We start from the raw sequence: 26339 nt of genomic DNA, 5'->3' as shown, positions 1-26339 counted from the left end.
TTCAGAGACAAGCGGCGTTCAACTCGCACCTAGCGGTGCGGCATGCCCTTCGGTCGCAGCAGTTGCTTTTGGGCCGCCGTCCGGAACGGTGCATTCGGTGCGCCGTAGCCGTCATAGGCCCCGACGCGCTGCACGATTTCGAAGAACAGACCGCTTGCGAAGGGGCGGCTGTAGAACTGGTAGAAAGCGCCATCCGCCGTTTCGTCGTAGAGAATGTTCAGGGATTTCATCTCTGCCAGGCGCTCGGCCTCTATGTTGAAACGGGCCTGAAGGTCTCCGTAATAGTTCTCGGTGAGCGCCAGCGGGCGGAAGCCCGCATCTCTCATGCGGCTTGCGGTTGAAAAGATGTCGTCGGTCGCAAAGGCAATATGCTGAATCGCACCGCCGAAGCTGTCGGCAAGAAAGTTGCCGACGAAGGTACGATGCGTGTCGGCGCCGTTCAGAGTGATCCGCGCGCTGCCATTGGCGCTTTTTATCGCCACGCTGCGCACAAGTCCGTCGGGGTCCACCACATCGACGATCTCCGAGCGCGACATGTCGAAGATCGACGTATAGAACAACGCCCAGCTCAGCATGTCCTCATAGCTCATGGTTTCCGCGACATGATCGATCCGCGACAGTCCCGCGCCGGGCGTCGCCGGGGCGTCGGACTGCCTGAACTCGACCGACCAGACATCCGCCAGATCGCTCGTGTCATCAATGAAATGCATGACACTGCCGCCGACACTGCGGATCGCAGGGATATCGATCTCGCCAGGTCCTACACTTTGACTGAACGGCGTCGCGCGCAAAGAGCTAGCGCGTTCCGTGGTGGCGGAGGCATCGTCCACCCGCAGGCCAACATCGCAAATATTGGTGCCGTGCATGTTGTAAGCGGCACCGGCAAATCCGCTGCTCTGCTTGTTGAGGATCACCCGAACGTCGCCCTGTTGCCAAAGGGTTACCGCCTTGGAGACGTGATCGCCCGAATGGGAGAACCCCATGCTGCGCAGCATCTCGACAAGTTGCTCGGCCTCTCCATCGCGTGTCGCGAACTCCACGAAGCCAAAGCCGTTGACCTGGCTCCGGGGCGGCATGGCGGGGGTGTCGATCATCACGTCAGGCTCGGCGCGCCGAACGTCGTCCATAAGTACATGCAGGGCCCTGTAGCCGTCCCGCGCGATGCCCTCGGGTTGCGCGCTCCGGAACTGGTCGTTGAAGATTTCCAGGCTGACAGTGCCATCATAACCGGTCGCCGCGACCGCCCGCATGAAATCCAGTACAGACAAGTCGCCCTCGCCCGGCATGTTGCGGAAGTGGCGCGACCAGTAAAGCAGGTCCATATCGATCCTGGGGGCATCCGCCAGTTGCACGAAAAAGATCTTGTCGCTCGGGATACGGCGGATCGTCTCCGGATCGATCTTGCGGGCGAGCGTGTGAAAGCTGTCGAGGATGAGGCCGATATTCGGATGATCGGCACGCCGCACGATTTCCCAGGCGTCCCGGTGATCGTTCACATGCCGCCCCCAGGCCAGGGCCTCGTAGCCCACCCGCATGCCAAAAGACGCCGCCACCTCGCCCAGCTCAGCAAAGTCCTGAGCGGCCCTGTCGATTCCTCCCAAAGCATTTGGGTGAAGTGACGAGCAGACCAGCATGAGGTCGGCGCCCAGTTCGCCCATCGTCTCAAACTTGAACTTGGCACGGTCAAAGGCCTTCCTCCGCGCGTCGCCGTCCAGACCTTCGAAATCACGAAATGGCTGGAACAGCAGAATTTCGAGCCCGTGATCACGGATCATTCTGCCGATGTCTCGCGGTGTGCCTGCATCCGCGATGAAATCCTGCTCGAAAATCTCGATTCCGTCGAAACCGACCTTGGCGATCGCCGCGAGCTTTTCTCTTAAAGTCCCGGAAACCGAGACTGTTGCGATTGATGATTTCATGAAGACCCCCTGGTTCGGAACGTCGCGTGCAAGTGGAGAAATGTCCGGGTAAATGATTTTCAGGTGCCTAGGCTCTGGACCCATTGATTTCTGCATAGCGGCATGATTCACGGTTCAAAAACGAGCGGTGAACATGTCTGATCTATTCTGGCTAACAGATGCGCAGATGGCGCGTCTTGAGCCCTTCTTCCCGAAGCCCCATGGCAAACCTCGCGTTGATGATATGCGTGTGTTGAGTGGGATTATCTTCATTAACCGCAATGGCTTACGCTGGCGCGATGCACCCACGGAATATGGTCCGCACAAGACGCTTTATAACCGTTGGAAGCGCTGGAGCGATAAGGGCATCTTCGCAAAGATGATGATGGGGCTGGCAGCCGATCACGGCGAGGAGAAGACCGTGATGATTGATGCGACCTATCTCAAAGCGCACCGTACGGCGTCCAGTTTGGGCGTCAAAAAGGGGGGCGTGGTCGTCTGATTGGTCGCACCAAAGGCGGCATGAACACTAAGCTGCACGCCATCTGCGACAGCCTGGGCCGACCGCTGAATCTGTTCGTGACCGCCGGACAAGTCAGTGACTACATTGGCGCCCGGGCGTTGCTGAGCAGCCTGCCGAAGGTCGATTGGCTACTGGGCGACAGAGGCTATGATGCCGATTGGTTCAGAGAAGCGTTGAAAGACAAAGGGATACGCCCCTGTATCCCGGGTCGAAAGCAACGCAAGACGGCCGTGAAATACGACAAGCGGCGCTACAAACGACGCAACCGGATCGAGATTATGTTCGGCAGGTTGAAGGACTGGCGGCGTGTGGCAACGCGATACGACAGATGTCCAAAGGTCTTTTTGTCCGCCATCGCTCTCGCGGCAGTCGTTATCTACTGGCTATGAGTCCTGACCCTAGCGAACTTTCGATTAGGGTAGTTTAATGTGGTCTATATCTGACAGCTGATGACAAGGCTGCATCAATATCAACACGTCAAGAGTGAGCAGTCGCCGCCCGACCGGGTCAAAGGACTATTCCGACACCGAGGCATTTACTGTCCTGTGCGTGATCTCCCGGCCGGTGTTCCGGTCGATCAGAACAGGCGCGATAGGATCTCCCGTTTCGCGCGAGAGCAGACTGACTGAGGCCTCACCATCCGGTGGAACGTGCGTATTTGCCCAGTCGATCAATGTCACCAGCAGCGGATAGAGCGCTTTGCCCCGTTCGGTCAGGCGGTATTCGTGACGCAGCGGGCGCTGTTGGTAGGCGTCGCGGCGCAATACGCCTGCCGCTTCGAGTTTGCGCAGCCGGTCGGTCAGAACGTGTCGCGTGATGCCGAGCCGCTCCTGCATCTGTTCAAACCGGCGAATGCCCAGAAAGCAGTCCCGCAGGACCAGCATGGTCCAACGGTCGCCCACCACGGACAGCCCGCGCGCGACGGGACAGGCATCCTTGTGAAGATCATTCCATTTCATGTCCGTCTCATAGCAAGGATTGACAGGTTCCGAAAGAGAACTTACGCATGTATAGTTCTAAAAAGGAACGGACTGTTCGATGGTCCTGGATTGGGCAGATTGCAACGGCAGTCAAACAAAGGTGGCAAAACCATGAGCAATATTGAGAGCGCGCCGACATTGCGCGATGCGGCACCCACTCTTGCAGGTGCAGCGGCCACCGCGCGTGCCTCACGCACACGGCTCATGCTTGAGGCGCCCATTGGACCTACTCTTGCGAAACTGGCGGCGCCAAACGTTCTTGCGATGTTCGTGCAAGCAGCCCAAAGCATTTCAGAGGCCTATTTCGCTAGTCTGCTGGGCATCACGGCACTTGCAGGGCTGGCCTTGGTGTTTCCGCTGGTCATGCTGACGCAAATGCTCTCAGCCGGTGCCATCGGCGGGGCGATTTCAGCGTCGGTCGCGCGGGCGCTCGGGGGCGGTGACGTGCAGCGGGGTGCTTCCTTGACGGTCGCCGCCTGGATCATCGCAGTGGGTTTTGCCGCCATCATGGCGGTGCTGGTTGTCCTTTTCGGCACCCAATTCTTCAGATTGCTCGGCGGCGAAGACGAGACTGTGGCCGCCGCAAAAACTTACGCGCTGATCTTCTTTCCCGGCTGTGTGGCGATCTGGCTGTGCAATGCTTCGCTCAGCGTGATCCGTGGCACTGGCAATATGCAGATGCCTGCAATCGTATTGCTGATGGTGTCGATCATTTCCATCCCCCTGTCGGGGGGGCTTGCCCTTAGCTGGGGGCCGCTGCCCGCACTTGGCATGGCGGGGCTGCCGCTTGGCGTGGTTCTGGCCTTTGCGTTCGGGGCGTTTGTTGCCATCGGGTACATCATATCGGGCCATACCGGGCTGAGCTTTCGCGAGGCGGTCGGACGCCTGAATGCAGGCATGTTCAGCGACATCTTGAGCGTTGGCGCGCTTGCCTCGATCAACACGGTGCTGACGACGCTTACCATTATCATGATGACGGGTCTGATGGGGCGCTATGGCGAAGGCGCGTTGGCTGGCTACGGTCTGGGAGCGCGGCTGGAGTTCCTGATGATCCCCATGATCTTTGGCATCGGTGCCGCGATGACGGCCATGGTCGGGGCCAATATCGGCGCGGGCCGTACCGATCGCGCGCTCCGCGTGGCTTGGACCGGCTCATTGGCGGCGGCGGGGATCGTGGGCAGCATCGGTCTGCTGGTGGCCGTGTTTCCGGACCTGTGGCTGGGCATGTTCCTGGATCCATCCAATACCGCGGCGCTTGATGCCGGACGCAGCTATTTCCGACTGGTGGCACCGTTCTATGCCTTTTTCGGCCTGGGTCTCGCGCTCTATTTCGCGTCGCAAGGGGCGGGCCGCATGATCTGGCCCGTGATCAGCAGCCTGAGCCGCATGGCCGTTGCCTTGGCGCTCGCCCTGATCCTAACGACATACACAAGCATGGGGGTGGATGGCATATTTGCCGCCATCGGCTGTGCCATGCTGGCCTACGGGCTGATCATCGCCCTCGCCATTTGGCGCGGGGGCTGGAGAAAGGAAAGACCATGACGGCGCTGTATCTTGAGGACTTCGAAGTAGGTCAGACTTTCCGCTCGGGCAAGGTCGCTGTGACCGAGGATGAGATCATCCGTTTCGCAACCCAGTTCGATGCCCAGCCCTTCCATCTTGATCCGGAGGCAGCCCAAAGTACGTTCTTCCAGGGGCTGGCGGCAAGCGGCTGGCACACGGCGGCGCTGACCATGAAGCTTCTGGTTGGCGGCGAGATGCTCCCAGCCAATGGGATCATAGGTGCGGGTTTTGAATCCCTGAACTGGCCCAGACCCGTCAGGCCCGGCGATACGCTACATGTGGTTTCAGAGATTCTGGAGGTGCGGCCATCAAAATCCCGCCCGATGCAAGGCATGATCAAGGTCCGTTGCAGAACGCTGAATCAAAATGGTGAGGTCGTTCAGGAATCCGTTGGTAATCTTGTCGTCATGGCGCGGCCGATAAGACCCAGCCGATAGTTTGCCGGCAGACTATAACGGTGACGTGAGTGCCCAAAAAGTCGGCCAAATAGAGTACACTGGCAATCGTGATCAGCGCATGCTGGTGTGCTCCACGAATGGCCGCTTCGGTACTATCGCACTGCAGCGCAACCTTCCGTCTCGAATGTCCAGTCTGGGCCGACAACGTAGGGTGTACTGCTTCAGTCCAGATCGACGCCGCCCAAGCGCGGCGCATGGACATGCGTTCGGATCAGAAACGCAGCGACCGCGCCGGCGATGGCACCGAAGAGGTGCGCTTCCCACGACACGTCGGGTTGGCCCGGAAGAACGCCCCAGAGGATGGAGCCATAAAGCGCACCGACCACCAGTGCAGCGCTCAAAGTGATCAGTGAGCGATCCACGAGGCCCCGCACGACGAGGAAGCCGAACCAGCCAAAGACAAGTCCCGACGGCATCGCCAACTTGTTTGGTGTCTCGTGGCTGTCTAAGTGTTTGCGATGAGCACGCCACCCACCATGTCCCGCCTGAAAGGTTACCGCTTCCCACGCGAGATCGTCGCCTATGCGGTCTGGGTTTACCATCGCTTCGCGCTCAGCACGGCTGACGTAGAGGACTTGCTCGCCGAACGAGGTGTGACGGTCAGCCGGGAGACCGTTCGGAAATGAGTGAACCGCTTTGGTTGCCATTTCGCAAATTGTATCAAACGCGACAGGCCGCCGGCGGCTGACAAATGGCATCTGGACGAAGTCGTCATCCCGATAAACGGCCGCAAATACTGGCTCTGGCGGGCAGTGGACGCGAACGGGGATGTGCTGGATATTCTCGTGCAAACTCAGCGCAACGCCAAGGCAGCGCGACGTTTCCTAAAACGACTGATCGCCCGGTTCGGCGAGCCCCGGGTGGTCGTGACGGACAAGTTGCGCAGCTATTTCAAGCCCATCCGCGAGCTTGCACCAAACGCGGATCATCGCGCACACAAGGGTTTGAACAACCGGATTGAAGGCTCGCACAGACCGACACGAAGGCGCGAGAAAGTGATGGGTCGGTTTAAATCGCCCCGACAGGCATAGAGGTTTCTTACCGCTTACGATCAGACAAACACGATCTTCCGCCCCCGACGCTATCGGATCTCCGCAATCTCTTACCGCCACGCCCGGGCCGATGCTTTCGACCTCTGGAATACCTATGCAGCGGAAATGGCCGCTTGAGAACCCGGCGGCTAACTCTTCTCAATCACCCGAGAACAAGTTGGCAATGCCCGGGCCACTGATATCTACGTCCGCCCGATTTTTTACCTCAAGAGGTGCAATGTTTCTAAGGGTTGCCCCGTTCGAAAATTCGCGAGGTCGCAGTTCAATAAATTCTCCCGACTGTGAACAGGCATGCAATTTTGGCTCTGACTCAAAGTTGATGCACCTTTTCAACTATGATGCTGCGACAAGCCGAGCCTTGAGCAGGTCGATATTCGCGCGACCATACATCTGGCGTTTCAGCGTCTTCAGGCGATTGATTTGGCCCTCGGTCTGCCCGTTCGACCAAGGTTCCCGCAGCGGGGCAGCAACTGCGGCCTGGTCGCTACGAAGGCCACGGGCGAAGGATGAGAGCATGCTGTCCTCGGCTTCGTCGAGCCAGGCGGCCAGGGCATTCTCACGGGCGTTTCGCACCATGTCAGTGAAACGGTCGGTCAGTTCCCGGGCGGTTGCCAGAGCTGGTAGCGCCGCTTCGATCCGCACGACCTGGATTGCATCGGCACGGGTCAGATGATCTCGTCCCATGGTCAGGAGCCGCGCAATCCTTCGGGCAGGTGGGACTTTCTTGTTCCGGACGGCAGCGCTTGTTCGGCGCGGCGCTGACGTGTTGCCCACTCGCCGACGACCCGGAGACTGCCTTGAAATCCATCATCCCGTAACCGGCGCCAGAGTTCTGCGCCATTACGGCATCCGCCGCTCCACTCCCGTTCCAGCCGAGGCAACCAAGCGGTCAAGCTGCTCTCGCGGATGCGGAAAACATCTTCTCGCTCACCGCGGGTGATCTGGCGGACCAAGCCGCGGCTCAGCCCGGTCAGGCGCACGATCCGTTTGATGGGAACACCCTCGTCTGCCATTCGACGGACCATGTGGTTGGTCTGCTGGCGCCTTTGAAAACCCTCGAATTGCAGCCTTTCCGCTGCCGTCAAAAGCCTTGGATCGAGGGTCTCTACCCCGATAGCCTTGCGAATGGCTGACATGTTCCGCTGCACGGCGGCCAGGAAGGCGGCACTTGCATTCTCTAACAGATGCCAACGATCCGCGACTTGAATCACGTCCAGCAGGGCACGCGCGGTGGCACCGCCGTAGCCACCATTGCGATCACGGGCAACAACCTCGATCCCGGGACGCGCGCGGAGCCACGCTTCCACAGTGGCGGGCTCCCGGTCGGGCAGCAGATCGATGACCTTCCGCCGTTCGAGATCGCAGATCAGCGTGCCGTAGCGCTGTCCCTTCCGCCATGCCCAGTCGTCGATACCCACCACGCGGGGGTCCGCGACAGCCCCCTCGGTCTTCGCCCGAACGCTGCGCAGGAACGTGTCTTTGCTCACCGGTAGCAAAAGCCGTCCGGCAAGCGCCTGCGCGGGGCGCCCACCGAGAGCAATGCCGATGTGACGCACCAGTTCCTGCAAGCGTGACGTCCGGCGCGCATGTGGCCGCGTGACATCAGGCGGGAACCGTTCTGAAAAAATCTTCGTCGGGCAACCTACAGCGCGGCAACGAAATCGACGAACCAGCAGCACCAGTTCAACTTCTCGGCCATGGGCGGGAAGATCGGCTGGCCGACGCCAATACTTGCTGTGGACATGACGAGAGACCGCGCCGCAGCGGGGACATGCTGCCGAGGCATCCAGGGAACGGGCGTGGACCCGGATCCTGTTGCCATCAAGCTCAATCTGGCCGGCCTTCAACCCTGCCGGTAGAAAATCTCGTCGCGAAAACCATGAACCCATCGGCAACCTCCATCAAGTTCGCCGAGATATAGCGTTCTGGCAACTCAACTGCACCAAATGCGCGACAGAGCCAAATTGCATGCCGATTGACAGTTCGGGCTTTCTGCTTGGGATTTGGGATCTCGTATTGAGGACGGTGAGGGCCGCCATCGCGCGTACCCTGTGTTTGCTATGGAAGAGATCATTTCTTGACGGCAGAGCCCGTCTGGGCAAACGTAACAGGGCATCCGGTTCGCTGGATGCCCCATGACCTGCTGACCTAAGCAGCCAGATTTTCCCGACATAGGACGTTGTCGGAGACGATCATGTCAGGCTGGCCGCGCCGTCGGATGAGATCATCCAGCTCGCGGGTCATTCGTGCGCCAGACAAGGAACGATCCACTACGGTGGCCAAGGCCTCGCGCGTGCAATCATCGACAATGCAGAGCACCCGGAACCGCTGACCGTCTGCGATAGCATCAGACACGAAGTCCAGAGACCAGTGTCGATTCGCACGATCCGGCACAAGAATGGGCCTGCGTGTGCCCAATGCGCGCTTGCGAGATCGTCTGCGCCGCACAGCCAGCCCTTCTTCGCGGTACAGTCGGAACAGCTTCTTGTGGTTCACTTCAAGTCCCTCTCTGGCCAACAGGATACCCAAACGGCGATACCCGAACCGACGGCGTTAATTCGCCAGTTCACGCAACCGATTGCGCAGGGCCTCATCGCCATGATCCTGCTTCTGATACTGAAAGACTGACCGGGGGATCGTCAACTCGCACGCCCGACGCACGGACAAGCCGTGTCGATCCATCACATCCGACACAGCTCGCCTTTTTACATCGGGCGTCAGTAGTTTTTTGTTGCGAGATCCTTCAGGGCCGCATTGTCGAGCATCGTATTTGCCAACATCCGCTTCAGCCGATTGTTCTCATCCTCAAGCGCCCGCAGCTTCTTTGCGTCCGATACGTTCATCCCTCCAAACTTGGCCTTGTATTTGTAGAACGTCGCATCGCTGAGGCCGTACTTTCGGCAGAGCTCCTGCGCTTTCAGGCCCGCTTCGTATTCCTTGATCATCCCAATGATCTGTTCGTCACTAAATCTGCGTTTCATAGTCCATCCTTTGCTTAGACGGATTACTAACACCTCAGTGGCCTGATTTCAGGGGGCTGGGTCATCACCCGTGTTGCGCGAACAAGCCTTCCATCGCCACTTCCTGAGCGGATTCGCCCAGGGTCGGGTGGGCGTGGATCGTCTCGGCGATGTCGGTCAGTGTGGCAGCCATTTCCAGCGCAAGGGCGAACTCTCCCGCCATTTCCGAAACGCCCGCGCCGGTGGCCTGAATGCCCAGAACCAGTCCGTTGGAAGCGTCATAGACAATCCGCACAAACCCGTCGCGCCGTTCAAGCGTCATGGAGCGGCCATTGGCCGCGAAGGGGAAGGTCGCCACAGCCGCCTGCGGAGCTTCGGAGGGCAACAGGCCCACTGTGACGATCTCGGGGTCGGTAAAGCACACCGCGGGAATGGCGCGTTTGTCCCACCGTGCGGCCTTGCCCGCGATCACCTCGGCCACCAGTGTGCCCTGTGCCATCGCGCGGTGCGCCAGCATCGGGTCGCCCGTCACATCGCCAATCGCATAGACGCCCTGCATCGAAGTGCCACAGCGGTCGTCGATGTCGATAAAGCAACCCTTCATGGTTAGCCCCAGTCCCTCAAGCCCGAAGCCTTCGGTCGCAGGGGCGCGTCCAACCGTGACCAGAACCTTGTCGGCAGCAATCTTTTGCAGACCGTCTGCGGTCTCGATATTCAGCGCGCTTTCTTCAAAGCCGACCGCCTTGGCGCCGGTCAGCACGGTGACACCCAGAGCCTTGAGGCGGGCCATGACAGGCTTGGTCAGATCGGCATCATTTTGTGGCAATAGCTGCGCGGCGGCCTCCACAACTGTAACCTCTGCACCCAGCTTGGCCATGGCTGTCCCGATCTCGAGCCCGATGTATCCGCCGCCCACAATCGCCAGCCGTTTCGGAACAGATGTCAGGTTCAGCACATCGGTCGAGGACAATATATCGCCGCCAAAGGGCAAGGCGCCTATGTCCTGGGGCCGCGAGCCGGTTGCGATCACAAGATTTTCGGTCGAAATGCGCAACACGCCGTCATCTGTGTCCACCTCGACGGTTTTGCCGTCAATGATCCGTCCCTGACCTGTGATGACACGGACTTTGGCCTTTTTCATCATGCCGGCTACGCCGCCGGTCAGTTTCTTAACGATGCTGTCTTTCCAGCTGACCGTTTCGGCCAGATCAATGGAGGGCGTCGCGGTCGTGATACCCAGGGAGTTGCCCTGTGCAAGATCGCGCACCTTGTGAAATTCATCGGCGGCATGGATCAAGGCCTTGGATGGAATGCAGCCGACGTTCAGGCAGGTCCCGCCAAGGGCTTGCTCCTCGATCAGAATGGTGTCGATGCCAAGCTGACCCGCACGGTTAGCACAGACATATCCGCCCGGACCCGCGCCCAGGATCAACAGCTTGCAGCTATCACGTTTCATGTCTCGTTCTCCATGAAGATCATCGCCGGATTTTCCAGCAGCCGTTTGATCAGCGCCACAAAAGTCGCCGCATCCCAGCCATCAATCACACGGTGATCGAAGCTGGCCGATATGTTCATCATCTTGCGGGGCACGAATTGGGTGCCGTCCCACATCGGGCGTGTTGCCATCTTGTTGATGCCAAGGATCGCAACCTCGGGGTGGTTGATAATGGGCGTGGTTGCCAGCGCGCCCAAGGGACCGAGCGAGGTGATGGTGATGGTCGATCCCGCCAATTCGTCGCGTGTGGCTTTGCCGGTGCGGGCGGCCTCGGCCAGACGGGCGATTTCCTGTGCTGTGGCAAAGGGTGCATAGCTTTCGGCATGGCGCAGCACCGGCACGACCAGCCCACCGTCGGTCATCGTCGCAATGCCGATATGAACCGGCGCATGACGGGTGACAACGCCTGCATCGTCATTAAAATGGGCGTTCATTTCGGGGTGTTCGTCAACAGCCCGGCAAAGGGCGGCACTGACAAATGGCAAAACGGTCAGCTTCGGCTTGTCCCCGCGACTAGCGTTCATCGTTGCCCGCAGGTCTTCCAGCGTCGTGACGTCGATTTCCTCGATGACGGTAATGTGGGGAATGCGCGTATTGGCCAGCGACATACGGTCCGCGATCTTGCGGCGCAAACCGATGATGCGGATGTCCTCGCTGCCCTCGCGACGACGCGATGTGGTGGTCTTGGGGGCGCTGCCCGCGTCAAAGACGGCATCGAGATCGCTGTTAACGATGCGTCCGGCCGGTCCACTGCCCACCACCTTACGCAAGTCGATGCCTGCTTCGCGCGCGCGCGCGCGCACCGAAGGCGCGGCCAGCAAGGGCTGCCCTTCGGGGCGGGGCGCGCGGGCATTGCCGACTGATGGCGCTTTCCTGGTCGGATCGGGTTGGCTCGCGGGTTTTGGTGTGCTTTCGGAGGCTGGTTTTCCCGGCGGCGTCACGTCCTCTTCTGGCGTGTCGATTGAAGCAACGTCAATCTTCGCCTCGACTGCGCCCGAACTCTTGCTGTCATGTTCAATCGTCAACAACTCCGCCCCAACGACCAGCGTGTCGCCCAAGGCACCGCCAAGCGACAGGATCTTGCCGTCGAACAGACAGGGTATTTCCACCGTCGCCTTGTCCGTCATCACAGCCGCCAGAATGTCGTCTTCTTTAACGATATCGCCAACTTTGACGTGCCACTCTACCAGTTCGACCTCGGCCACACCTTCGCCAACGTCGGGGATCTTGATGCTGCTGATACCCATCTCAGTCCTCCAGAACTTTGTGAATGGCCCGGACAATCCGGTCGGGGCCTGGGAAATACTCCCATTCCTGCGCGTGCGGATAGGGCACGTCCCAGCCGGTGACCCGCAGGATCGGGGCCTTGAGGTGCCAGAAACAGGCTTCTTCCACCTCCGCGATCAATTCCGCACCAAAGCCGCTGGTGCGCGTCGCCTCGTGGACGACAATGCAGCGCCCTGTTTTTTCAACCGACGCGCGGATGGTCTCCAGATCGAGCGGGAGCAAGGTGCGAAGATCGACAATCTCGGCATCCACACCGGCCGCTTTGACCGCAGCCTCGGCTACGTAGACCATTGTGCCGTAGGTCAGGATCGTAAGGTCATGTCCGGTGCGACGGACATCTGCCTTGCCCAGCGGAACCACATAATGCCCTTCCGGCACTTCACCCGCGTCATGCTGGGACCAAGGCACGGATTTGCCGGAGTGGTCACCGTAGAAGGGCCCGTTGTAGATCCGTTTGGGCTCCAGAAAGATCACCGGATCGGGGTCTTCGATGGCCGCGATCAGCAACCCCTTGGCGTCATAGGGCGTCGAGGGGATCACCACCTTGAGGCCGGCCACATGGGTGAACAGTGCCTCGGGGCTTTGGCTGTGGGTCTGGCCGCCGAAAATCCCGCCGCCTGTCGGCATGCGCACCACCATCGGGCAGGTGAACTGCCCATTCGACCTATGGCGCAACCGCGCGGCCTCTTGCGTGATCTGGTCATAGGCGGGAAAGACATAGTCAGCGAACTGCATTTCGACGCAAGGACGCATCCCCTGTGCGGCCATGCCAATCGCGATACCGACGATGGCGCTTTCGTTGATCGGGGTGTCAAACACCCGCTCTTCGCCGTATTTTGCCTGCAAGCCCGCCGTGCAGCGGAACACCCCGCCGAAATAGCCGACATCCTCGCCAAAGACGATCACATCGGGATCATCGGCCAGCTTAACATCCATCGCGCTGCGCACCGCTTCGATCATGCTAATACGTGCCATTTCAGTACCCCATTTCCTGCCGCTGCCTGCGCAAATGTTCGGGCAACTCCTCGTAGACGCCGCGAAAGATCTCGGCGGGTGAGATCGGCTGCGGATCGACAAAGGTGCCGTGAGATTCGACCTTCTTCTGTACGGCCGTCACTTCGGCCAGCAGTTCGGCTTCGGCCTGCACATGACGTTCCTCGCTCCAATCCCCCCGCGCGATCAGATGGTCCTTGAGACGTGTCACCGGATCGCCCAAGGGCCATGATGCGGCTTCGTCCTTGGCGCGGTAGGCGCTGGGATCGTCCGACGTGGAATGCGCCGCGACACGGTAGGTAAACCATTCGATCAGTACCGGCCCATGACCCATACGTGCCCGCTTGATCGCCCAGCGGCTGACCGCGATGACCGCGAGATAATCGTTCCCGTCAACCCGCAGCGCCGGGATACCATAGCCCAAGGCACGGGCGGCATAGGTTTCGCCTTTGCCTTTGGCAACACCCGTATAGGTCGAAATGGCCCATTGATTGTTGACCACGTTCAACACCACCGGCGGCTGATAGGTCGATGCTGACAACAAAGCCGAATGAAAATCATTCGAAGCCGTGGCGCCGTCACCGATCCAGCCCGCAGCGATCTGGTCGTTTCCCCGCAAGGCACAGGCCATCGCCCAGCCAACTGCCTGCACATACTGGGTGCCCAGATTGCCAGAGATCGAAAAGAATCCATGGTCACGCGCCGAATGCATGATCGGCAACTGCCGCCCTTGCAGGGGATCCAGATCGTTTGAGTAAAGCTGGCCGATCAACGGTTCCAGGGGATAGTCAGCGCCAATCAGCAGCGTTTGCTGCCGATAGGTTGGGAAATTCATGTCACCCCTGTCCAGCTGACGCTGAAAGCCGCAGCCGATGGCCTCTTCGCCGGTGCAAAGCAGATAGAAGGATGTCTTGCCCTGCCGTTGCGCATTCATCATCCGGCGATCCACCGCACGCATCTTGAGCATGTCGCGCAGACCTTGGCGCAAGTCATCGGCGCTCAGATCTCCCAGATACTCGGCCCAGGGACCGACCGCGGTGCCATCGTCATCTAGCACGCGGATCAAACCGTGCGCAAAGGGTTGGGAATCTTGGGGCAAAAGATCCAGCGGTGGAACTGCTAGCAATCCAGCTTCGGGAACCACTATTTTAGAAAAGTCTGCCGGCTCGTTCGGTCGGGCCGGTGGATGTGGGAAAGTCAGCTTCGAATTGCTCATTTCGCAGGCATCCTTGTTGCGGCGTCCAGACGGATCACTTCGCCGTTCAGCATCGCGTTCTCGACGATGTGGCAGACGAGGCTTGCGAATTCTTCAGGTCGGCCCAAGCGGGGCGGAAACCGGGCGTGTTCTGCCAGTGCGTCCTGAACGTCTTGCGGAAAGGCCGTGACCATCGCGGTGCCAAAGATACCGGGCGCAATCGCCATAACCCGGATGCCGCTTCGCGCCAGGTCCCGCGCCATCGGCAGGGTCATACCAGTCACCCCGGCCTTTGAAGCGGCATAGGCCAGCTGCCCGACCTGTCCGTCCCAAGCCGCAATCGAGGCCGTGTTGACAATCACACCCCGTTCACCCTCGTCAATCGGGTCGGCAGCAACCATACCGGCGGCCGATTGCGTTGCGACGTTGAAAGTTCCGATCAAGTTGATGCCACATACTTTGGCAAAGAGGTCCGGATCATGTGCCCCAGTCTTCGTCACGCTGCGGTGCGCAGGTGCTACGCCCGCACAGTTCACGCAAATCCGTTCTTGCCCGTGTTTGGCCCGGATCGTTTCCAGCGCCTGAGCTACCGAAGCGGGATCCGAGACATCGCAATGCGCGAAAGCGCCACCGATCCGCGCCGCTTCTGTCTTTCCCGCGTCGGCATTCATATCCAGAAGCCCGACTTTCACACCCGTCGCCGCCAGTGCCTCGACCACTGCTAGCCCAAGGCCTGACGCTCCACCTGTCACGACCGCAGCAACCTCTGCACCCAGTTTCATTGCCGTCCCCCCCTGAAAAGTTCGCGTGAAATGTTTATACGTTGCACGTCCGAGGTTCCCTCGTAGATTTGGCACACCCGAACATCGCGATAGATCCGCTCCAGCGGGAAATCTGCCAGATACCCATAGCCGCCAAGCGTTTGAATCGCGTCCGAGACGACCCGCTCGGCCATCTGGCTGGCAATCAGCTTTGCGATGGACGCCTCGCGCAGACAGGCCCGGTCGGCATCTTTCAGCCTTGCGGCATTCAGCACAAGTTGTCGCGCGGCCTCGATTTGCGCGTCCATGTCAGCTAGTCGGAATGCAACCGCCTGATGCTGGGCAATCGGCTTGCCAAATGTGATACGCTCCTGCGCGTAGGCCACTGCCACCTCCAGCGCGGCTTGCGCCATGCCGACCGACTGCGCCGCAATCCCGATCCGTCCGGTTTCCAGCGATGACAGGGCAATGCCCAATCCTTCGCCCTCAGCCCCGATCCGGTGGCTTTCGTCGATTTCCAAGTTATCGAAGGTCAGCGTACAGGTGTCCGACGCCTTCTGACCCAGCTTCCGTTCCGGCTCGCCTACTGAAAAGCCCTTCAGATAGGGTGTCAGGTAAAAGGCGCTGATGCCGCGCTTTCCAGCGTCGGGATCAGTGACCGCAAAGGCAATCACGCCGCCCGTGATCCGTCCCGATGTGATGAATTGCTTCGAGCCATTCAGAACATAGCCGCCCTGCTTGCGCTGCGCCGCGCATCGGATTGCCGCGGCGTCGCTGCCGGTGTGCGGTTCAGTCAGGGCAAAAGCACCGATGAATTCTCCTCCGGCGGCAGGGCGTAGCCATCGGTCCTGCTGTTCGGGCGAGGCGAAGCGGGTCAGGATGGCGCAAAAGGGGGCGTTATGCACTGACATCATTGTCGAAACGGCGCCATCGCCCGCAGCGATTTCCATCAGTGCCAGCGCGTAGGAAACATAATCCGAACCGATGCCGCCCTGATCCTCAGGCACGGTCATGCCCAGAAAGCCAAGCGCGCCCATCTCAGCAATCAAATCGGCGCCAATGACACCGGCCGCTTCGCGCTTCGCGGCACCGGGGGCAAGGCGGTCTGCGGCAAAGGCGAGGGCCGTGTCGCGGATCATGCTTTGTTCGTCGTTCAAGATCAGTGACATATCATGGCCTTTCAATGGCGATGGCGAGGGCCTCGCCCCCACCGATACAGATTGATGCGATCCCGCGTTTTAGCCCGCGCTGTTCCAGCGCATTCAGAAGCGTGACCACGATCCGCGCACCGGAGGCACCGATCGGATGACCCAGCGCACAGGCCCCGCCATTCACGTTCACCACGTCAGGCGAGAGGCCCATATCACGGGTAAACGCCATGGCGACGACGGCGAAGGCCTCGTTCACCTCCCAAAGATCAACGTCCGAAACCTGCCACCCCACCTTCTCAAGCAGCTTTCGGGCCGCGGGGATAGGCGCGGTACTGAACCATGCAGGTTCGTTCGCGTGCGCCGCACTACCGACAATCCAGGCGCGCGGCTGCAAGCCTTGCGCTTGGATGGCCTCGCGAGAGGCCAGCACCAAGGCCGCAGCGCCATCTGAAATCGAAGAGGACGCCGCCGCCGTCACCGTCCCGCCTGATCTGAAAACAGGTCGAAGCGTCGGAATTTTGTCCGGCCTTGCCTGTGCCGGTTGTTCATCCGATGCCACCACCACATTACCCTTGCGGGACACAACGCTCACCGGCGCGATTTCCCCGTCGAAAGCGCCCGCAGCCTGCGCGGCCAACGCGCGGTCCAGCGAAAGGATCGCGTAGGCGTCCTGTTCCTTGCGGGTGAACGCGTACTTGTCGGCACAGGCCTCCGCGAATTGGCCCATCAGGGTTCCCTTGTCGTAGGCATCTTCGAGACCGTCGAAAAACATGTGATCAATCAACCGCCCATGGCCGAGGCGCTGGCCTTGCCGCGAGGTCGGGATCAGATGTGGCGCGTTGGACATGCTTTCCATGCCGCCAGCCAGAACAACCGAAACCTCGCCTGCCCGAATCTGGGCCGCCCCATCGATGATCGCTTTCATCCCGGAGCCACAGACCTTGCTGACCGTTGTTGAGGGAACAGCGATCGGCAGTCCAGCACCGAGAACAGCCTGCCTCGCCGGAGCCTGCCCCACACCCGCCGACAAAACCAGACCAACAAGGGCTTCGTCTATCTTGTCACCGGAAAGACCAGCGTCGTTAACCGCCGCTCGGATTGCTACAGCCGCCAGCTCAGGCGCCGTCAACGTGGACAATGCCCCTTGAAACCCGCCCAATGGCGTCCGCCTTGCCGCCAGTATCGCTACGTCCTGCATCAACCTGTCGCTCCCGAACTCAACATGAGGGAAATAACACGGCGTTGTTGCATTTTTTAGCTGATATCAGATTGATAACCTCTATATTGAGCATGGAAATCCTATAACATGTTGAGAATGGGGAAAGTTTATGCACGCGATAGATGAAACCGACAGGAGAATTCTCCGTGTCATGCAAAAAGACGGCAATTTGACTGTGACCCAAGTCGCAGAACAGGTGGGGTTATCGCAGTCTCCTTGTTCCCGCCGTATCGCCAGCCTTCAGGCAGACGGGATCATCAAGAGCAAACGAACGATCCTGGACCCGCGCATGCTGGGTTTCGATACTGTCGTCATCGTGAGGATCAAACTGATCGGACATGATACGGAAAATCTGGAAAAGTTCAAAAAAGCCGTCAGCCTCATTCCTGAGATTCAGGTGGCACTGCTCGTGTTGGGTGATTTCGACTTCTACCTCCGTTTGATCTGCAAAGACATTTACCATTATCAACGGCTGTTGCAGAAAGAGTTGGTCGATCTTCCCGGAGTGAGAGAAATGCAAAGCTCGGTAATTCTTGAGGTCATCAAAGACTCCAGCGCACTACCACTTTAGGCTCAATCCGTTGGTCAATGAAGTGCTGGATCTCGCCACGATCCCGTATGGATACCGGAAAATGCCGAAGAAACGGTCCCACGCTGGTGGACCTGCCGCGGTTTGATGCCGCTCCTTTGATAGCATTTACTGCAACAGAGCCTCGTTGACCGGATGCTACACAAAACCATGAGCGTATCTTCAGACAATACCCTCTGAAACGCTCCGAGTTTACCTGAAATCACGAGAGGGCCCGCGATAATTTCTCTAGCAAGCGACCGCTGGGGGTGCTCCTCTTGCGGAGCAACCCGATGTCGCGCATTGGTGGCCGCTCTCCGGGAAGGTTGATTTTCTTAATCTCTAAGCCTTCAGGCCAAGGTGGGGCCCAGTCTGGAACAATCGAAACCCCTAAACCATTGCTGACCATCACGGAAATCGCTTCCAACTGATCCAATTCAAGCCATTCTTTCGCAGTGATCCGATGTTCCTTCATCCAGCGGTCGGCCAGTCTTCCACCCCAGTTGTTCCGATCGTATCGGATGAACCGTTTCTGATTGAGCAGTGTCATAGCATCCATGTCAGCCCAGACTTGTGGACAAATCAGAACAAGTGGCTCGCGCCGCAATGATATCCATTCCAATGACTTCGGAAGCGCGAATGGTGGCTGAACGAGAATACCCCCATCAACACGATCTTCCAACACCGAACTGTAGACCGCAGGCGACGTGCCTGGAAGTATGAAGACTTCGATTCCAGGGGAATGCTCCGATAGATTATGCAATGCGTTGGGTAAGATTCCCGACATGGCTGTCGAGATCGCTCCCAACCTTAATTCGCCCGTGTCTCCGTCTGCACGCAAAGTTATTCTGAGCTTTCGGACTTCAACGAGGATTTGATTGCCAGAAGCGATTATGGCTCGCCCGGCATCGGTTGGCTGCACTTTGCGGCCGCTCCTCTCGATCAGTGCAACCCCCAGATCTGCCTCTAACGCGCTGATCCGTTGGGCCACTGCAGCGGGAGTAATTGCCAACTTGCGTGCAGTTTCGGCCATTGAGCCGAGTTCAGTGACTAGGAGGAAGGTTTCCAAGAATACTGTGTTCATGATAGCAATTCTATCTTCTGAAGATAGCAGGCGCCAGATATTCTTTTGTTTTAATCTCGTCCATGCTGACAACAGCATAGATAAGGAGAACACCTTGGACCTAGGACTTAAGAACAAAACCGCGCTCGTTTTCGGAGCCGGTGGTGGTCTTGGCGGCGCTATTGCGAACAGCCTCGCTGCTGAAGGCGCTAAAGTCATCGCCGCCGATATTGATGGCGATGCCGCTCGCCGGACATCCAAAATCATCAACGACGCTGGTTTTGCCGCAAAGGCAATGACTTGGGATATCGGCGATCTGTCCGTCTTGCGGGATCGCCTTATCGAAGTTCAAGATACGTTCGGCCCAGTCGATATTCTCGTAAACAACACTGGAGGTCCTCCCCCGACCCTTGTGCATGGGCAGGCGCCCGAGGATTGGTCGAAGTTCTTCGATTCGATGGTTCGATCCGTCATCGCAGTTACTGACGCCGTGCTACCCGGTATGAAAGAACGTGGGTGGGGCCGGATCATAACGTCCACATCTTCCGGAGTCGTTGCGCCAATCCCAAACTTGGGCATTTCTAACGCACTACGCTTGGCGTTGGTGGGCTGGTCCAAAACCCTCGCTCGCGAAGTCGGCGGCTACGGCATCACCACCAACATCGTCCTGCCGGGCCGAATTGCGACGGGACGGATCGTATTTCTGGATGAGCAACGAGCCAAACGCGAAGGAAGAACTGTCGAGGAAGTTTCCGCGGAGAGCACTGCAAGCATTCCGGTGGGCCGCTATGGAAACCCCAAGGAATACGGCGATACCGTAGCCTTCCTTGCAAGCGCGCGCGCCTCATACATCACAGGGTCTGTCGTCCGCATCGACGGCGGATTGATCGCCAGCGTCTGAGGATAACCATGACACTAGATTTAAAGATCATCGAGAGACTCGAAAGCGTGTCCACCGCAACTCTGACAACCATTCTGCTGAAAAAAGGTCTGCGCAACGTCTGGCTGCGTGGCACTAAGCCGATGCGCCCCGGCCAGAAACGGGCCGTCGGACGTGCGTTCACCCTCCGGTTTGTACCAGCCCGTGAAGATCTTGCGACTCCAGCCAGCTGGGCGTCGCCTATCTCGACCAGAGCCGCAATTGAGGCCATGCCGGAAGGCTGTATCGCGGTAGTGGATGCCATGGGCGTTTCCGATGCAGGCATTTTCGGGGACATCCTTTGCAACCGGATGGTACAGCGCGGCGTGGCGGCCCTAATCACAGACGGGGTTATTCGTGACGCTGAAGGTGTCTTGGGCACGGGCCTGCCCGTCTGGTGTAATGGGGTAGCCGCACCGCCTTCGGTCGCGGGCCTGACTTTTGTCGCTTGGCAGGAGCCTGTGGCCTGCGGGGGTGTCGCGGTGTACCCCGACGATATTATCGTTGTCGACGACGATGGTGCGGTTTTGATACCGGCCGCCCTCCTGGAAGAAGTGTTGGCTGAAGCACCTGAGCAGGAGCGAATGGAGGCGTGGATTATGACCGAAGTTGACCGTGGCGTAGCGCTGCCAGGTCTTTATCCGATGAACGACGAAACAAAGACGCGTTACAATGCGTGGAAGGATGCGCAATGACTTTCGGTATCGATACTACAGGCGTTTATCCGATTGCGGCCACTCCGTTCCATCCAGACGGCCGCGTTGATACGGCGAGCCTTGATCGCATGATCGACTTTTATGCCGAGGCAGGTGCAACTGGTGTGACAATCCTGGGCATCATGGGAGAGGCGCCGAAGCTCGAACCCGAAGAGTCGATCGCAATTGTGAAACAGGTCGTAAAACGCGCGGAATTTCCTGTCGTGGTTGGCGTTTCTGCACCTGGCTTTGCAGCAATGCGGCGGCTGAGTGGGACCGCCATGGACGCGGGCGCTGCTGGTGTAATGATCGCCCCCACGCCCCAACTTCGTACTGACGACCAGATCACCGGCTATTTCCGACAAGCGGTCGATGCTATCGGCGACAATGTGCCTTGGGCTCTGCAAGACTACCCGTTGACACTCACTGTTCAAATGTCAGTTCCTGTAATTTCCCGTATCATGACTGAGAACCCTTCTTGCGTGATGCTGAAAGCTGAAGACTGGCCCGGTCTGGAAAAGCTCTCTGCGCTACGCAAGGCGCAATCTGAGGGAAATTTGCGTAAGTTCTCAATTCTTACAGCAAATGGCGGACTTTTCTTGGACTTTGAACCAGAACGCGGCTCGGATGGCGCGATGACAGGGTACGGGTTTCCTGACATGCTTGTTGATCTTGATACCCTGCACCGCGAGGGCAAGCGCGACGAAGCTCATGACCTCTTCGATGCGCACCTACCCTTGATACGCTATGAACAACAGCCTGGGATTGGCCTAGCGGTACGCAAACATGTTTTGATGCGCCGTGGCATTATCGCTTCGGATACGCAACGTAAACCCTGGCCTGCCCTTTCCGAAACAGCACGCAATGAAGTGGACTACTTACTCAGCCGCATAGCACGCCATGATGCGCGAGCAGATATCTGAGCCGCTGTAGGGCGAGTTAGATAGCCCTTCCGGAAACCCCCGGGGGGGCCATTTTCCTTTGCAGTAACCCGATTCAAAATTTCCGGAGTGACCATGACTTCCACGTTATTTCCCCGTCGATCTTATCCTGTTCTGGACACAGATCAGGGTGGCTATCCGATACATCGCATCTTTTGTGTAGGCCGCAACTATGCTGCGCATGCCGCAGAAATGGGACAGGAGGTCGATCGCGATGCGCCATTCTATTTTCTAAAGAATGCCAGCAGTTTTGTCGCTAGCGGTTGCACCCTGCCGTATCCACCAGCAACGACGGATTTGCACCATGAGGTGGAACTCGTCGTTGCCTTGGGACGCAAGGTGTTTCAGTCGGACGTTGCAACTGCGGCCAATGCGATCGGGGGCTATGGTTGCGGACTCGACATGACACGTCGAGATCTACAATCAGAAGCCAAAGAAAAACATCGGAGCTGGGACCTGGCCAAGAATTTCGAGAATTCCGCAATACTTTCACCATTGGTTGGCGCATCGTCTATTGGCAATTTGGGCAAGAGAAAGATTTCTCTCGCTGTCAATGGCACCATTCGTCAATCCGCCACATTATCTGACATGACTTGGTCGGTTCCAGAAATTATCGCCGACTTGTCGAGGTTCTACCATTTGGCACCTGGCGACCTCATAATGACCGGCACACCAGCAGGGGTGGGTGCAGTGGTGGCGGGTGACCAATTAAGAGGTGGGATAGAAGGTGTTGCTGAAATTTCGGCTAGCTATATCTGAAGAATTGACCCCGTCATAAAGGTTATGACGGGGTCGAAACTCCTACGAGGTGGCATAAACCAAGTGCTGATCTGCGCTAAGATGTGCCAGATCCGTGATGCCTAGCATCGCCATGTTCCTAAGCACCTCTTCCTCCAAAATCTTCGCAGCATGGTGCACACCGACTTCGCCAGCAACAGCAGCAGCAAAGAGGAATGGGCGTCCGACAAAGACGAAATCGGCTCCTAGAGCCAACGCCTTGAGAACGTCGCTGCCACGCCGTATTCCGCAGTCCATCATCACAGCCATATCGCCCGCTTGACTTTTTACAGTTGGCAGCATTTTTAGCGGATCAACCGCTCCATCCAGTTGACGACCACCGTGGTTAGACACGATAATTCCGTCCGCCCCGTGGGCGGCGGCAAGCTCCGCATCCTCGGGCGACAGGATGCCCTTCAACACTAGCTTTCCGGGCCAGAGACGACGGATCAGGGCGATATTGTCCCAGTTCAACCGATCTCGCGCGATCATTGAACGCACGAGCTTTCGAGAGAACAATGGAGGCCCTTGTATTGCCTCCATATTCTCGAAGTGTGGCATGCCACGCTTCAGCAATTCACGTCCGAGAGTGCCGAGCACCCAACGAGGATGTGTTGCCCCTTGCCAGATCAACGACGGAGTTACTCGGAAAGGGGCGTCGAATCCGTTTCGAGCATTGTTCTCTCTGTTACCAGGCACCGGAACATCCGCAGTGACGACGAGTACATCGTACTGCGCATTCCGCAGCCGCTTGACTAAGGCAGCGATCCGCGTGTCATCTCCTGGCAAATAGGCCTGAAACCAGGTACTGCCCCCTTCACCTGCCATGCGTTCAAGCGGTGTGAAGGATGCTGCGCTCGAGATCGCAAAGGTACCGGCCGCAGTGGCGCCGCGCGCGAGAGCCACGTCGCCATCATAGCCGGCTAGAGCGCTGAACCCCATCGGGGCGATACCGAAGGGAAGAGCGCATTCCATCCCCAAAATGGATTTCCGTGCCGTTCTCTGCGAGGTGTCACGCAAAGTCCGCGGCACAAACGACCATCGTGAAAACGCTTCACGGTTTGCTCTTAGGCTGGTGTCCGTTTCTACTCCGCCTGCGACATATCCGTAGACGGCCTTAGGCAGATGTCGCCGCGCAGCATGCTCAAAATCATCTAGGGACAGATACTTTCGCAACGCTCGAGGCGTATTGACCGGAGCGCGGAGAACTGTAGCGTCATTTTGCTGAGTTTGGCTTTCGAATGTCTCCGTCATTCAGCCCCTCTTTCAACACTCAAAGAGTTAGTAGTTTGAAGCGAGAAAATATTAGTCGACATATTCACACCCCCGCTCGTCCAGAAGACGATCAACCCAGCTCCGATCAACACTACCGTCGCGGATAGATTTGATTTCGGCCTGCTCCGCAGCCTGCTTGGCTTTAGCTGCGCGCAGAATCGCTTCGGCTTCCAGTTGGGGCACACAAAGAACGCCGGCGGCATCGCCAATTATCAGATCACCAGGAAAAATGATCATGCCGTCGACTGCAATCGTCGCATTGATTTCACCTGGTCCATCCTTATACGGACCGCGATGGGCGACTCCTGCTGCGTAGACAGGAAGCCCAGAGGCATAGATCTCCTCTCGGTCACGAACCGCACCATTCAATACGAAACCGGAGATCCCCCGCTCCTGCGCGAGATAGACCATGATTTCTCCGATCAGAGCGTTGGTTAGGTCACCGCCACCGTCGACGACGATCACGTCGCCTTTAGCGGCCATATCGATGGCTTTGTGGATCAAAAGGTTATCACCGGGTCGGCAGCGAACGGTGATGGCCGGTCCAGAGAGGTGCACGCCGGCAGAATGAATTGGCCGCAAACGCGCACCACCAGCAGACATTCGATGCATCGAGTCCGATACGTTGGCCACTGGAACTTCCGCAAACGCGGCAACAAGTGTCGAGTCCACCGTGCTTCTTCGGCCATAAACTCTGAAACCTAAGGTCATTCTTTTTCTCCATGCTCAAAGGAGACTGGCAATCCGGCACAGCCATTTTTGGAATTATTCAATACGCCCATAACTTCGCCGACAACTGCAAAGCCAACGCGCGAGAGGGCGCCGTTCGTAGCTGCCCCCAAATGTGGGGTGCCAATGAACGTTTGGCAGGCAAGCAGTGGATTGTCTGTGGTAGGCGGCTCGTCTTCAAAAACATCGGAGGCAGCGCCCGCGATGTGACCATCATGCAAGGCCCGAGCTAGGGCGCCCTCGTCCACAATGCCACCGCGTGCGCAATTCACGATATACGCTCCACTTGGCATCAAAGCTATTGTCCGTTCGTTGATGCAGTGCCGTGTCGATGGCAACAGCGGTGCGTGCAGAAACAAAAGATCGCTATTAGACACCAGTGTTTCAAGGTCCGCACAGTGTTCAATATCTGCCGGCCAGTCGACTGGTGCGATGCCGGGATCAAAAGCCATCACCCGAGCCTCGAACCCCATGATCAGGCGGCGCGCAGTACCCGAACCCACCGCACCCAATCCAAAGACTCCGATCCGCAGTTCCCGAATCTCGTACCCTTGAAGATGCTTCTGAGCAATCGGACGACCAGCACGCAGAGATTCGGAAACAGGATAGGTGTTCCTGATCAAAGACAACGCAAAACCTATTGCGAGCTCCGATACCGAGACGGCATTCGCACCCGGAGTCGAGACGACACGGATGCCCCGTTTACTCGCCGCATCGACATCTATTGCGTCCAAACCCGCACCGTGTTTTCCGATTACTTGGAGGTTCGGACAGGCAGCAATCTGGCTTGCTGTTACTTTACTGGCCCTTACAATCACGCCGTCGCAGTGGGATGGAAATGGGTCCTCAGGGTGCAATACATCGGCCTGCTCTGAGAGCCGCGCCAAAGCTGTCGGATGAATTGGATCAATGACGTGAACGACTGGGCGCATGTTCATTCCATCCCCTTGGAAAGCCACTTCAAAGCTTCTTGGACTGTAGCAGGTACCCCAGGTCGTTCGGCTTCGATCCGCGCGGCATTCTTGCGATATGCGTCCAGCACAGCCTCGCTCACCGGTGCTTTCAGGCCGTGTGCTCGCGCTTGATCTATGGCTGCGGCGACTTCATATTGCCTGCGCGGAGCATGCACGACATGCGTCCGGACCATCGCATCCATTAGATCAGGAAACGGTCGCGCATTTACATCCAATAGGCTTTCACGAACTTCGTTGCTGAGCCCCATTTTTTCCGCGGTAGCAAAGCATTCAATCGCAAGCGCTTCCATTCCTTTGGTCAGCAAACTGCGAAGAAGTTTCAAGCCACAGGCGTCACCCGCTTTCGAGTTAGGCAAGGCTCTGACATTGAATCCCAATTGCTCTAACGCTCGCGCCGCATCAGCACTTGCAGGTCCAGAGAGAATAATCGGTGAGTTGACTCCCCCGGCGTCGACCGAGCCCATGATGGCGCCGTCGACGAAGTCAGTCGTGCGCGAACCGAACAAAGCGGCGGCTTCACGCATAGTCGCTTGCGGGGACGACGAAAGATCGACGTAGAGTGCCGTAGCATCGCGCGCCGCTATACTCTTAGCAACAGACAACGCTGCTGCCGACGGAAAAACTCCTAGGATGAGGCTGTTCGAAATGTCGATTTCCTCAAGGCCCCGATGCACGATGCGGCCCCCGTCTGTACATGTAGCCACCGGATCAACTATGTCGAAAGGATGACCTTTGGCGTCCAGATGGTCAGCGAAGATCCTTCCCACCTCTCCATACCCAATCAATATAGCCCGTTGTTCCTGCTGTGTTTTCGGCATGTTTCCCTCCTCAAGGCAAGCCCGAACGAAGCACAAACAAAATAC

General features: G+C 58.2%; 23 protein-coding genes and 3 pseudogenes. 9 read left to right on the top strand and 17 right to left on the bottom strand.

Features of this window, described 5'->3' with window-relative positions:
* Positions 1–29: 29 nt before the first annotated feature.
* On the bottom strand, positions 30–1919 hold the full coding sequence (locus ACWNZ3_RS20965) for a bifunctional sugar phosphate isomerase/epimerase/4-hydroxyphenylpyruvate dioxygenase family protein (RefSeq protein ID WP_496902496.1): 1890 nt from the start codon (positions 1917–1919) through the stop codon (positions 30–32).
* A 133-nt stretch (positions 1920–2052) separates the two neighbouring features.
* Between ACWNZ3_RS20965 and ACWNZ3_RS20960 the strand changes: the two genes are divergently transcribed.
* Positions 2053–2810 (top strand): IS5 family transposase gene (locus ACWNZ3_RS20960; protein ID WP_269368091.1). Its coding sequence is split into 2 segments (ribosomal slippage): positions 2053–2374 and positions 2374–2810, totalling 759 coding nucleotides; the frame shifts between segments, so codons are not numbered across the junction.
* A gap of 126 nt (positions 2811–2936) precedes the next feature.
* On the opposite strand, the gene ACWNZ3_RS20955 is transcribed toward ACWNZ3_RS20960, so the two are convergent.
* Positions 2937–3380, bottom strand: coding sequence for a winged helix-turn-helix transcriptional regulator (locus ACWNZ3_RS20955; RefSeq protein ID WP_496902495.1), 444 nt, complete (start codon positions 3378–3380; stop codon positions 2937–2939).
* A gap of 132 nt (positions 3381–3512) precedes the next feature.
* Here ACWNZ3_RS20955 and ACWNZ3_RS20950 point away from each other — a divergent pair, with 132 nt between their 5' ends.
* The gene (locus tag ACWNZ3_RS20950) at positions 3513–4943 is read left to right on the top strand and encodes an MATE family efflux transporter (RefSeq protein WP_496902494.1); all 1431 of its coding nucleotides are present in this window, start codon (positions 3513–3515) and stop codon (positions 4941–4943) included.
* The gene (locus tag ACWNZ3_RS20945; RefSeq protein ID WP_496902493.1) at positions 4940–5401 is read left to right on the top strand and encodes a MaoC family dehydratase; all 462 of its coding nucleotides are present in this window, start codon (positions 4940–4942) and stop codon (positions 5399–5401) included. The genes ACWNZ3_RS20950 and ACWNZ3_RS20945 overlap by 4 nt, the downstream gene beginning before the upstream one ends.
* 182 nt (positions 5402–5583) lie before the next feature.
* Here ACWNZ3_RS20945 and ACWNZ3_RS20940 read toward each other — a convergent pair whose 3' ends face one another.
* The gene (locus ACWNZ3_RS20940) at positions 5584–5838 is read right to left on the bottom strand and encodes a rhomboid family intramembrane serine protease (protein WP_496902492.1); all 255 of its coding nucleotides are present in this window, start codon (positions 5836–5838) and stop codon (positions 5584–5586) included.
* Positions 5839–5880: 42 nt separating this feature from the next.
* On the opposite strand from ACWNZ3_RS20940, the pseudogene ACWNZ3_RS20935 reads away from it, so the two are divergent.
* Positions 5881–6591 (top strand): annotated as a pseudogene (locus ACWNZ3_RS20935) (IS6 family transposase).
* 216 nt (positions 6592–6807) lie between these two features.
* Here ACWNZ3_RS20935 and ACWNZ3_RS20930 read toward each other — a convergent pair.
* The 9 genes and pseudogenes from ACWNZ3_RS20930 to ACWNZ3_RS20890 all read right to left on the bottom strand — a co-directional run bounded on the left by ACWNZ3_RS20930 (position 6808) and on the right by ACWNZ3_RS20890 (position 17514).
* Positions 6808–8363: pseudogene (locus tag ACWNZ3_RS20930) on the bottom strand (ISL3 family transposase).
* A 289-nt stretch (positions 8364–8652) separates the two neighbouring features.
* Positions 8653–9455, bottom strand: a pseudogene (locus ACWNZ3_RS20925) (IS3 family transposase); the annotation flags it as partial.
* A gap of 64 nt (positions 9456–9519) precedes the next feature.
* Complete coding sequence (gene lpdA, locus ACWNZ3_RS20920; protein WP_496902491.1) at positions 9520–10890, bottom strand: dihydrolipoyl dehydrogenase; 1371 nt, start codon at positions 10888–10890, stop codon at positions 9520–9522.
* On the bottom strand, positions 10887–12176 hold the full coding sequence (locus tag ACWNZ3_RS20915; protein WP_496902490.1) for a dihydrolipoamide acetyltransferase family protein: 1290 nt from the start codon (positions 12174–12176) through the stop codon (positions 10887–10889). The genes lpdA and ACWNZ3_RS20915 overlap by 4 nt, the downstream gene beginning before the upstream one ends.
* Position 12177: 1 nt before the next feature.
* Complete coding sequence (locus ACWNZ3_RS20910; RefSeq protein WP_496902489.1) at positions 12178–13191, bottom strand: alpha-ketoacid dehydrogenase subunit beta; 1014 nt, start codon at positions 13189–13191, stop codon at positions 12178–12180.
* Position 13192: 1 nt separating this feature from the next.
* Entirely contained in the window at positions 13193–14425 is a 1233-nt protein-coding gene (locus ACWNZ3_RS20905) for a thiamine pyrophosphate-dependent dehydrogenase E1 component subunit alpha (protein WP_496902488.1), read from the bottom strand.
* Positions 14422–15186, bottom strand: a complete 765-nt coding sequence (locus ACWNZ3_RS20900) for an SDR family NAD(P)-dependent oxidoreductase (protein ID WP_496902487.1) — start codon at positions 15184–15186, stop codon at positions 14422–14424. Before ACWNZ3_RS20900 ends, ACWNZ3_RS20905 begins: the two co-directional genes overlap by 4 nt.
* Entirely contained in the window at positions 15183–16328 is a 1146-nt protein-coding gene (locus ACWNZ3_RS20895) for an acyl-CoA dehydrogenase family protein (RefSeq protein WP_496902600.1), read from the bottom strand. The genes ACWNZ3_RS20900 and ACWNZ3_RS20895 overlap by 4 nt, the downstream gene beginning before the upstream one ends.
* A 7-nt stretch (positions 16329–16335) precedes the next feature.
* Positions 16336–17514, bottom strand: coding sequence for a thiolase family protein (locus ACWNZ3_RS20890; protein ID WP_496902486.1), 1179 nt, complete (start codon positions 17512–17514; stop codon positions 16336–16338).
* Between the two features lie 172 nt (positions 17515–17686).
* Here ACWNZ3_RS20890 and ACWNZ3_RS20885 point away from each other — a divergent pair, with 172 nt between their 5' ends.
* Complete coding sequence (locus ACWNZ3_RS20885; RefSeq protein WP_496902485.1) at positions 17687–18106, top strand: Lrp/AsnC family transcriptional regulator; 420 nt, start codon at positions 17687–17689, stop codon at positions 18104–18106.
* A 220-nt stretch (positions 18107–18326) separates the two neighbouring features.
* Here ACWNZ3_RS20885 and ACWNZ3_RS20880 read toward each other — a convergent pair whose 3' ends face one another.
* Complete coding sequence (locus tag ACWNZ3_RS20880; RefSeq protein ID WP_496902484.1) at positions 18327–19187, bottom strand: LysR family transcriptional regulator; 861 nt, start codon at positions 19185–19187, stop codon at positions 18327–18329.
* A gap of 94 nt (positions 19188–19281) precedes the next feature.
* On the opposite strand from ACWNZ3_RS20880, the gene ACWNZ3_RS20875 reads away from it, so the two are divergent.
* The 4 genes from ACWNZ3_RS20875 to ACWNZ3_RS20860 all read left to right on the top strand — a co-directional run bounded on the left by ACWNZ3_RS20875 (position 19282) and on the right by ACWNZ3_RS20860 (position 22480).
* The gene (locus ACWNZ3_RS20875) at positions 19282–20067 is read left to right on the top strand and encodes an SDR family oxidoreductase (RefSeq protein ID WP_496902599.1); all 786 of its coding nucleotides are present in this window, start codon (positions 19282–19284) and stop codon (positions 20065–20067) included.
* 8 nt (positions 20068–20075) lie between these two features.
* The gene (locus ACWNZ3_RS20870) at positions 20076–20780 is read left to right on the top strand and encodes a ribonuclease activity regulator RraA (protein WP_496902483.1); all 705 of its coding nucleotides are present in this window, start codon (positions 20076–20078) and stop codon (positions 20778–20780) included.
* Positions 20777–21703 (top strand): dihydrodipicolinate synthase family protein, encoded by a 927-nt coding sequence (locus ACWNZ3_RS20865; protein WP_496902482.1) that lies wholly within the window; start codon positions 20777–20779, stop codon positions 21701–21703. The genes ACWNZ3_RS20870 and ACWNZ3_RS20865 overlap by 4 nt, the downstream gene beginning before the upstream one ends.
* A 93-nt stretch (positions 21704–21796) precedes the next feature.
* Entirely contained in the window at positions 21797–22480 is a 684-nt protein-coding gene (locus tag ACWNZ3_RS20860) for a fumarylacetoacetate hydrolase family protein (protein WP_496902481.1), read from the top strand.
* Between the two features lie 42 nt (positions 22481–22522).
* Here ACWNZ3_RS20860 and ACWNZ3_RS20855 read toward each other — a convergent pair whose 3' ends face one another.
* From ACWNZ3_RS20855 to ACWNZ3_RS20840, 4 genes are read right to left on the bottom strand one after another with little or no spacing between them, the layout of a single operon-like run.
* Entirely contained in the window at positions 22523–23752 is a 1230-nt protein-coding gene (locus ACWNZ3_RS20855) for an alpha-hydroxy acid oxidase (protein ID WP_496902480.1), read from the bottom strand.
* 51 nt (positions 23753–23803) lie between these two features.
* Positions 23804–24484, bottom strand: a complete 681-nt coding sequence (locus tag ACWNZ3_RS20850; RefSeq protein ID WP_496902479.1) for an RraA family protein — start codon at positions 24482–24484, stop codon at positions 23804–23806.
* Positions 24481–25440 carry a hydroxyacid dehydrogenase gene (locus ACWNZ3_RS20845; protein ID WP_496902478.1) on the bottom strand — a complete coding sequence of 320 codons (960 nt, stop codon included), beginning with the start codon at positions 25438–25440 and terminating at the stop codon, positions 24481–24483. Before ACWNZ3_RS20845 ends, ACWNZ3_RS20850 begins: the two co-directional genes overlap by 4 nt.
* Positions 25437–26294 carry a DUF1932 domain-containing protein gene (locus ACWNZ3_RS20840; RefSeq protein ID WP_496902477.1) on the bottom strand — a complete coding sequence of 286 codons (858 nt, stop codon included), beginning with the start codon at positions 26292–26294 and terminating at the stop codon, positions 25437–25439. Before ACWNZ3_RS20840 ends, ACWNZ3_RS20845 begins: the two co-directional genes overlap by 4 nt.
* Between the last annotated feature and the right edge of the window lie 45 nt (positions 26295–26339).

It is taken from the genome of Sulfitobacter sp. IGS-18 (assembly GCF_059628195.1).
The sequence above is the reverse complement of the archived record's forward strand: the minus strand, read 5'-3'. Positions and strand labels throughout refer to the sequence as shown.

Bases quoted from the DNA above. Each gene is read 5' to 3' on its own strand.
- lpdA (WP_496902491.1), bottom strand. From the start codon at position 10,890: ATGAAACGTGATAGCTGCAAGCTGTTGATCCTGGGCGCGGGTCCGGGC.
- ACWNZ3_RS20955 (WP_496902495.1), bottom strand. From the start codon at position 3,380: ATGAAATGGAATGATCTTCACAAGGATGCCTGTCCCGTCGCGCGCGGG.
- ACWNZ3_RS20850 (WP_496902479.1), bottom strand. From the start codon at position 24,484: ATGACCTTAGGTTTCAGAGTTTATGGCCGAAGAAGCACGGTGGACTCG.
- ACWNZ3_RS20885 (WP_496902485.1), top strand. From the start codon at position 17,687: ATGCAAAAAGACGGCAATTTGACTGTGACCCAAGTCGCAGAACAGGTG.
- ACWNZ3_RS20905 (WP_496902488.1), bottom strand. From the start codon at position 14,425: ATGAGCAATTCGAAGCTGACTTTCCCACATCCACCGGCCCGACCGAAC.
- ACWNZ3_RS20855 (WP_496902480.1), bottom strand. From the start codon at position 23,752: ATGACGGAGACATTCGAAAGCCAAACTCAGCAAAATGACGCTACAGTT.
- ACWNZ3_RS20965 (WP_496902496.1), bottom strand. From the start codon at position 1,919: ATGAAATCATCAATCGCAACAGTCTCGGTTTCCGGGACTTTAAGAGAA.
- ACWNZ3_RS20845 (WP_496902478.1), bottom strand. From the start codon at position 25,440: ATGAACATGCGCCCAGTCGTTCACGTCATTGATCCAATTCATCCGACA.
- ACWNZ3_RS20870 (WP_496902483.1), top strand. From the start codon at position 20,076: ATGACACTAGATTTAAAGATCATCGAGAGACTCGAAAGCGTGTCCACC.
- ACWNZ3_RS20880 (WP_496902484.1), bottom strand. From the start codon at position 19,187: ATGAACACAGTATTCTTGGAAACCTTCCTCCTAGTCACTGAACTCGGC.
- ACWNZ3_RS20890 (WP_496902486.1), bottom strand. From the start codon at position 17,514: ATGCAGGACGTAGCGATACTGGCGGCAAGGCGGACGCCATTGGGCGGG.
- ACWNZ3_RS20910 (WP_496902489.1), bottom strand. From the start codon at position 13,191: ATGGCACGTATTAGCATGATCGAAGCGGTGCGCAGCGCGATGGATGTT.
- ACWNZ3_RS20915 (WP_496902490.1), bottom strand. From the start codon at position 12,176: ATGGGTATCAGCAGCATCAAGATCCCCGACGTTGGCGAAGGTGTGGCC.
- ACWNZ3_RS20860 (WP_496902481.1), top strand. From the start codon at position 21,797: ATGACTTCCACGTTATTTCCCCGTCGATCTTATCCTGTTCTGGACACA.
- ACWNZ3_RS20840 (WP_496902477.1), bottom strand. From the start codon at position 26,294: ATGCCGAAAACACAGCAGGAACAACGGGCTATATTGATTGGGTATGGA.
- ACWNZ3_RS20945 (WP_496902493.1), top strand. From the start codon at position 4,940: ATGACGGCGCTGTATCTTGAGGACTTCGAAGTAGGTCAGACTTTCCGC.
- ACWNZ3_RS20865 (WP_496902482.1), top strand. From the start codon at position 20,777: ATGACTTTCGGTATCGATACTACAGGCGTTTATCCGATTGCGGCCACT.
- ACWNZ3_RS20900 (WP_496902487.1), bottom strand. From the start codon at position 15,186: ATGAAACTGGGTGCAGAGGTTGCTGCGGTCGTGACAGGTGGAGCGTCA.
- ACWNZ3_RS20950 (WP_496902494.1), top strand. From the start codon at position 3,513: ATGAGCAATATTGAGAGCGCGCCGACATTGCGCGATGCGGCACCCACT.
- ACWNZ3_RS20940 (WP_496902492.1), bottom strand. From the start codon at position 5,838: ATGCCGTCGGGACTTGTCTTTGGCTGGTTCGGCTTCCTCGTCGTGCGG.